The sequence below is a fragment of the Sulfitobacter sp. genome, from assembly GCF_041552635.1.
Classification (GTDB): Bacteria; Pseudomonadota; Alphaproteobacteria; order Rhodobacterales; family Rhodobacteraceae; genus Sulfitobacter.
The window spans coordinates 1-4901 of sequence record NZ_JBFEKM010000223.1 but is presented as its reverse complement, the minus strand read 5'-3'; the positions used below and the strand labels follow the sequence as shown (position 1 = coordinate 4901).

The 4901-nt window shown below is 58.6% G+C and carries 7 protein-coding genes; all 7 read right to left on the bottom strand.

Features of this window, described 5'->3' with window-relative positions; all coding sequences use genetic code 11:
• On the bottom strand, positions 1-167 hold a 167-nt coding region (locus tag ABYT07_RS18760), incomplete at its 3' end, for a heme exporter protein CcmB (protein ID WP_372993549.1).
• Positions 164-781: a heme ABC exporter ATP-binding protein CcmA gene (ccmA, locus tag ABYT07_RS18755; protein WP_372993547.1), complete on the bottom strand. Its 618-nt coding sequence runs from the start codon at positions 779-781 to the stop codon at positions 164-166. The genes ABYT07_RS18760 and ccmA, both read right to left, overlap by 4 nt.
• Position 782: 1 nt before the next feature.
• Entirely contained in the window at positions 783-1136 is a 354-nt protein-coding gene (locus ABYT07_RS18750) for an Mth938-like domain-containing protein (protein WP_372993546.1), read from the bottom strand.
• Between the two features lie 4 nt (positions 1137-1140).
• Positions 1141-1896: a TSUP family transporter gene (locus ABYT07_RS18745; protein WP_372993545.1), complete on the bottom strand. Its 756-nt coding sequence runs from the start codon at positions 1894-1896 to the stop codon at positions 1141-1143.
• On the bottom strand, positions 1889-2854 hold the full coding sequence (secF, locus tag ABYT07_RS18740) for a protein translocase subunit SecF (protein WP_372993548.1): 966 nt from the start codon (positions 2852-2854) through the stop codon (positions 1889-1891). Before secF ends, ABYT07_RS18745 begins: the two co-directional genes overlap by 8 nt.
• 12 nt (positions 2855-2866) lie before the next feature.
• Positions 2867-4516: a protein translocase subunit SecD gene (gene secD, locus ABYT07_RS18735; protein ID WP_372993544.1), complete on the bottom strand. Its 1650-nt coding sequence runs from the start codon at positions 4514-4516 to the stop codon at positions 2867-2869.
• Between the two features lie 36 nt (positions 4517-4552).
• The gene (gene yajC, locus ABYT07_RS18730; protein WP_372993543.1) at positions 4553-4831 is read right to left on the bottom strand and encodes a preprotein translocase subunit YajC; all 279 of its coding nucleotides are present in this window, start codon (positions 4829-4831) and stop codon (positions 4553-4555) included.
• Positions 4832-4901: the final 70 nt, after the last annotated feature.

Genomic DNA, 4901 nt, shown 5'->3' with positions numbered 1-4901 from the left:
GCGCCCAGCCACAACACCCCCGGCGCGATGGTGGACAGCAATTCCGATTGCGGCCCCACGCTGAACGGGACCAGCACCGTCACGATCAAAAAGAACGCCAGCCCAAGGCCAAAGCCCCCGCCAGCCCGAAAGGCCAGCATCAGGTCGCGGCGCAGCAAGGCGATCACAAGAAGGCCTCGTCACTGGCACCGCTGCGCGTGTCTGCCGTGGCACGGTAGGGGCTGATATCAAAGGTTTTAGCATTCAGGCCAAGATCAATATGTGTCGCAATCAGGGCCATGCCGCCTGCCCCCAAATGCGCGGTGACGGCAGCGGCAAACATCGCCACCGCATCGGCGTCCAGCGACACGGTCGGCTCGTCCAGCACCCAGATCGGACGGCCTGTCACCATCAGACGTGCCAGCCCCAAGCGGCGTTTCTGACCCGCTGACAAGGTACCCGCAAGGCGGCTTTCCAAAGGTCCAAGCTGATACGCATTTAACGCCAAGTCGATATCAGTGCGGCCAAACACCTGCGCCCAGAATTGCAGGTTCTCGGTCACGCTGAGCATCGCCTTGAGCCCATCGGCGTGACCCGCATAGGCGATGGTTTCTTCCGCGCCATCGATCACACCGGACAACGGCTTTTGCAGCCCTGCAATCGTGCGCAGCAGCGTGGTTTTGCCCGCGCCATTCGGCCCGCGCAGGATCAACGCCTCGCCAGGGGCGACGCTAAATGACACCGCGCTAAGCACCGGCACGCCACCGCGCGCAACGGCGAGATCATGGATCGAGAGCGTCATGTCAGACGGGGATCATCGCAAGGGCAATACGGCGGCCTTCGCTGAGCAAAACGTTATAGGTTCGCGAGGCCGCAGGCGATGACATAACCTCAAGCCCAAGGCCCGCATCTTCTAATTGGCGGCGCAAGTCGGCGGGCAAATGCGCGATGTCAGCCCCAGTGCCGATAAACAGGATGTCGATCTTGCCCGCCAGCGCCAGCAGCGCATCTGCGTCATCATAGCCAGCCCAAGACAGCGTTCCCATCGGGCCTGCGATCACCGGACCGTGCACGACTTCTCCGCCGATGCGGAAAAAACCGGGTCCATAGCCTTCGACGGGTTTGGCATCGGTGAAAACGACTTCGTTCAAGCGCATCAGGTTATCCTTTCCACAGCGGCAAGCCAGCTATAGCCGAAAGCGCAATAACAATATAGGCCACCGTGCGGAAAACACGTTCGGATTGCGGGTCAAAAAGCCGCGCCCCGATGATATTGGCCAGCACGTTCGGGATGCCCATCATCAGGCCCAAGGCAACGACCGGCCAAACCAGCAGCCCCGCGCCCCACAGCATCGCGAAAAGCAGCAGATCGATGCCCACCAGATACAGCAGAAAATTCGCGCGGATCACAGAAATAGGCAGTTTGCTGGCCATATAAAGCATGATGACCGGCGGCCCCGCGATCCCTGCAAAGCCCGTCATGAACCCGCCCAATGCGCCGGTCCCAAGCACGAGCGGCCGGTTCAGGACGCCGCCATAGCGCCAGCCTGTGACCAGCAACGCAAGCAATGCAAAGACCACGCCCGACACAATCCAACCGAACGGTTCAGGCGACATCACCGACAACCCCCAAAGCCTAAGCGGCAGCGCCACGACCACGCCTGCCAGTAGCAAACCGATGTCGCGTTTGGTGCCGATGCGCAATGCCGAAGAAAGGTTTGGTAGCGGGCCCAGCAATTCTGCTGCCGCCAGAAAAATAACCGCTTGCACAGGGGTCAACACGGATGCAGCCACCGGCATGATGATCATCGCGCTGCCAAATCCGGCAAAGCCGCGCACAAGCCCTGCGACGATAACGCTTGCCAACAGCCAGATCAGACCTGCGTCTGAACCGGCTGCGGCAAAAATCTCAGGCATCAATGTTGGCGTATTGGCCTGTGTTGGTGTCTTTTTTGGACCAGTCGCGTTTGACCCCAAGGTAAAGCACCACGTTCTTGGCCACATAGACCGAAGAATAGGTCCCGACGATCACGCCCCACGTAATGGCAAAAACAAATCCACGGATCACGTCACCGCCCAGAACCAGCAGAGCAATCAACGCCAACAGCGTGGTGCCCGACGTCATCAACGTCCGGCTCAGCGTTTCGTTTACGCTTAGGTTCATGATATCGCGCAACGGCATCTTTTTGTATTTGCGCAGGTTTTCACGCAACCGGTCAAAGATCACCACAGTATCGTTGATCGAATAGCCGATGATCGTCAGGATCGCAGCGATGACCGGCAAGTCAAAGCGGATTTGCAGGATCGAAAAAAGTCCGATTGTCAGGATCACATCATGAAACAACGCGGCGACCGCCCCGACAGAGAACTGCCATTCGAACCGCAGCCAAATATAGATCAGGATCGCGCCAAGGGATGCAGCCACAGCCAGCAGGGCAGTCTGGATCAGCTCTCCGGATACTTTGGGGCCAACGGATTCAACCGAGGTAAAGATGATGTTCGGCGCGATGGTTTTCAGCGCCGTTTCAACATTCGCGATCATCTCGGGGGTCGCTGCTTCTTCGCCTTCTTGCGCCTGAATACGGACCATCGCGACGTGTTTAGACCCGTCACTGGTGGGGTCAAACACCTCTGAAATTGTGATGTCGCCCAATTCAAGCGGGGCCAGCGCAGTGCGGTAGGCCGCCACATCGACAACTGTGTCGCTTTGGGCGCGCAGGGTCGTGCCCCCGCGGAAGTCGATGCCATAGTTCAACCCCATGGTGAACCAGACCGCCAAGGCCAGCACGACCGCGACGCAAGACGCGCCAAAGGTCAGTTTGGCATGTTTGAAGAAATCGATGTTCGTATTGTCGGGAACCAGTTTCAGGCGGATCATATCAGCCTCCTATACCGTGATGGTCTTGGGGCGGCGGCGTTCAAACCAGAAGACCACCATCAGACGTGTGACGAAATATGCCGTAAAGACCGACGTGACGATACCGATCCCCAAGGTCACCGCAAATCCGCGCACAGGGCCGGAACCAAGCACGAAAAGGATGATGGCGATGATAAAGGTGGTAATGTTGGCATCCAGAATGGCGCTGAGCGCACGTTCATAGCCCAAGCTGATCGCGCGGGCGGGGCCCTTTGCGGTCTTCAACTCTTCCTTGATACGCTCAAAGATCAGCACATTGGCGTCCACCGCCATGCCGACGGTCAAAACGATGCCCGCGATGCCCGGCAATGTCAGGGTGGCCCCGATCAGGCTAAGCAGACCAAAGATCATACCGACATTCACGATCAATGCGATATTGGCAAAAAAGCCGAACAAGCCATAGGTCGCCCACATGAAAAACAGCACGGCGGCAAAGGCCACCGTCGTGGCGATCTTGCCCGCATCAATGCTGTCTTGGCCCAATTCCGGCCCGATGGTGCGTTCTTCGACAAAGGTCAGCCCAGCAGGCAAGGCCCCTGCCCGCAACAGCACGGCCAGATTGGTTGATTCCTCGACAGAAAAGTTTCCGGTAATGATGCCCGACCCGCCGGGAATGGCGCTTTGGATGGTGGGCGCGCTGATCACAGCATCGTCCAGAACAATCGCAAAGGGCGCACCGATGTTTTCAGCCGTATAGGTGCCGAATTTCCGCGCACCTGTGGTGTCAAAGCGAAAGCTGACCGCAGGCCGCCCGTTCTGGTCAAAGCTAGGCTGCGCATCAACCAGTTCTTCGCCTGTCACAACCGGAGCCGTTTCAATGATGTAGAACACGCCGGGCGCTTCGGCATCGGGCAACAGCGAATTACCCAGACCGGGGGCGGCACTGGCATCCGCGCCACGGTTCACAACAGGGTTGAAAGTCAGCTGCGCCGTGGTGCCGATGATGGCCTTCAGCTCGGATGCCGACCCGATACCGGGCACCTGGATCAGGATACGGTCCGACCCCTGACGCTGGATCGTGGGTTCACGTGTCCCGACCTCGTCGATACGGCGGCGGATAATTTCCAGCGATTGCTGCATGGTGCGTTCGTCGGTCGCCTGCTTTTCGGCATCCGACAACGTTAGCGTCAGGATGTCCGTATCGCCACTGACGACGATGTCATTCGACCCCGCCCCTGTCAGCGTCTGGACGGGCCGTGCAAGACCGCGCGCGACCTCAAGGGCCTGCGCCATTTTGCCTGCATCGTCGATCCGCACGCGCAACTCCCCCTCGGGCGCTTCGACACGGCGCACCGGCGTCAGCGACCGCAAGGCATCACGCACCTCTGGCCATGTCGCCTCCATCCGGTTTGCGTAAACATCGGCGACATTAACTTCGGCCAGCAGATGCGCACCGCCGCGCAGGTCAAGGCCAAGGTTCACCAGCCGTTCGGGCAACCATTCCGGCCAAAGTGCTGCTTGCGCTTCAAGTTCGGGCGTTGACCCGGCCACTTCAATCGCCTTGAGCGCATCATTATGCTGCTCGACGGGGCCGTAAAACGCATTCGGCAGCGCCAGATACAGGCCAGCCACACAGGTGAGGATGATCAACACCCGTTTCCACAGATCAATCTGAAGCATGGCTTAAGCCCTTCTTAACGCTGCCGTATTGGCAGTTTACTTGGCAGGTTCGGTTCTTGTCACGACAGTCGCGATGGTCGACTGCACAACGCGTACTTTGACGTTGTCGGCCAGTTCAACCTCAAGCTCGCCGTCGTCTTTCACCTTGACGACCTTGCCGATCAGCCCGCCTTGGGTCACGACCTGATCGCCACGCTTCAGACCATCGACCATGGCTTTATGTTCTTTGACCTTCTTCTGCTGAGGGCGGATAAGCAGAAAATACATGATCGCGAAGATCAGAATAAGGGGCACGAATTGTTGAATGCCTTGCATGGGGATCGTCCTTTTTATGGGGGCGCAAACCACACTTGGCCTGCCTTCGAAGTTTGGCGGAACCTAGGGT